Below are 2,157 nucleotides of genomic sequence, written 5' to 3'. Positions count from 1 at the left end.
GGCCGGCAGCTACACGATTGCCGGCGGCGTGGTGCTCGATCAGGTGACGCTGACCGGCGACAAGGTTTCCGGCAAGGCAACCGGCACCCTCAACCCGAACGGCGCCAGCGATTTTGTGCTCGATCTCATCTCATCCGGCCCCAGCCTGCCCCTGACTGTCGGCAGCGCCGAGAGCCCGGTCAAGATCGAGATCCAGTCCTTGTCGGCAAAGGTGGCGGGCGAGAGCACGCGGGCCCGCCTGGATGTCTCGGCGATCCTGCCCTCGATCGTCACCAGCCCGGCGAGGGTGGAGGGGCTTGCCATGGCGTTGCATTCGGATGCGTTCGATCTCAAGAACCGTGCAGGGCCGGTTTCCGGCACGGTGTCGGTGGACAAGGTCGGTCTCAACAATCCGGTGATCGCGCCGCTGATCGCCGGCAAGGTCACGGCAGCCGTCAGCGGCCGCCTGACGGCCGACCTGTTTGCCATCGACAGCGGCTCGCTCAAGAGCGATGCGCTGAACAGCCAGGTCGCCGGCCAGGTATCGCTGCGAGACGGTGCCATAGACCTCAACCTGAAGGCGGATGCCCCATCGTCGGCCTTGCCGGCGGCGGCGCGCGGCATGCTTGGCGAACGCGCTGAGATCAGCGCCACGCTGAAGCGCGACCCCAACGGCAGCATCAACATAGGCGGATTGAAGTTGACCTCGGGTGCGCTGACCGCCGACGGGCATGCCAGCCTTGCCGACAACAAGGTGGCCGCCGACATCAAGGGCGCGCTGAGCGACATCTCGCTGCTGTCGAAGGATGCCAAGGGCGCCATCGCCTTTGCGTTGAACGCACAGGGGCCGGCCACTGCGCCGGATCTGTCACTGACGGTCGACAGCGACCGCCTTCTCGTGGCGGCGCGAGAGATCACCGGGTTGAAGCTGACCGCCACCGGCAAGGCCGACGCCGCCAATCCGGCGGCGAATGTGCAACTGACCGGCAATGTCGCCGGCCAGGCGCTGCAAGGCAGTGCGGTGCTGGCGACGGCGGACGGCAAGAGCGCCATCAACGGCCTGCTGCTGTCGCTCGGCAAGAACAGGATTTCCGGCGATCTGGCGCTGGACGAGAAGTTCGTGCCGGTCGGCACCATCGCGCTCGACCTGCCCGATATCGGCCCGGTGGCGGCACTTGCCCTGGAAAAGGCCGAAGGCGACGTGCGCGGCACGATCGCCTTTTCGAAGAACGGCACCGCACCGCAGGTCGCCATCAAGGCGGCGACAGCGTCGATCACGCGCGGCGACCTGCAGGCGAAAGCCGTCTCGATCGATGCGCTGGTCGCCAACTATCTGGCGGCGCCCGTGATCTCCGGAAAGATCCGCGCCGACACCGTCATTTCGGGCGGCACCGTGATCAGCGGCATCGATGTCGACTTAAAGCGCGACGGCGACTGGACCGGCTTCGCCGGCGGCGCAACCGTCAAGGGCATTCCGGCGCGGGCCGCCGGCCGGGTGAAAGTGGCCAACGGCACGACAACTATCGAGCTTGCCTCCGGCCAGGCGACCGTCCAGGGCATCAAGGCGGCCATTGCCCAGGCCTCGACCGTCAGCATCGCCAATGGCACGACGACGCTGGACCGGCTGGTGCTCAACCTTGGCGGTGGCACGGCGACGGTGACCGGCAAGGTCGGCACGGCGCTCGACATCAATGCGACGCTGGCGCGGGTGCCGATGTCGCTCGCCAACAGTTTTTCGCCGGGGCTCGATGCCGCCGGCTCGATCTCAGGCACGGTCAAGGTGACGGGCGCGCCGGCAAATCCCGCCATTGCCTTCAATCTCGACGCGGCGGGCGTGCAGACCTCGCAGACCCGCGGTGCCGGTGTCGGTGCGGTCAGTGTCTCCTCGTCGGGCACCTTCGGCGCCAACAAACTGACCTTCAATGCCAATGTCAGCGATGGAGCCGGCCTTGGCGTCAAGGGCGGCGGCACCGTGACGACGGCCGGCACGCCGGCACTGGTGCTCGACTTCAATGGCGTCGTGCCGTTCGGCCTGCTCAGCCAGAAGCTTGCCGCGCAGGGCCTGTCGCTGTCCGGAACCGCCAATGTCAACGTGCAGGTGCGCGGTCCCGCGACATCGCCCGTCATCGGCGGCAGCGTCAGCACCTCGGGAGCGCGCATCGACAAGGCGCGCACCCG

The 2,157-nt window shown here is 67.6% G+C and carries 1 pseudogene; it reads left to right on the top strand.

Features of this window, described 5'->3' with window-relative positions:
• Window positions 1-2,157, top strand: a pseudogene (locus EOB59_RS34515) (translocation/assembly module TamB); the annotation flags it as partial.

Source organism: Mesorhizobium sp. M7A.F.Ca.MR.176.00.0.0 (assembly GCF_004023165.1).
Classification (GTDB): Bacteria; Pseudomonadota; Alphaproteobacteria; order Rhizobiales; family Rhizobiaceae; genus Mesorhizobium.
This window is presented reverse-complemented; position numbering and strand designations above follow the sequence as displayed.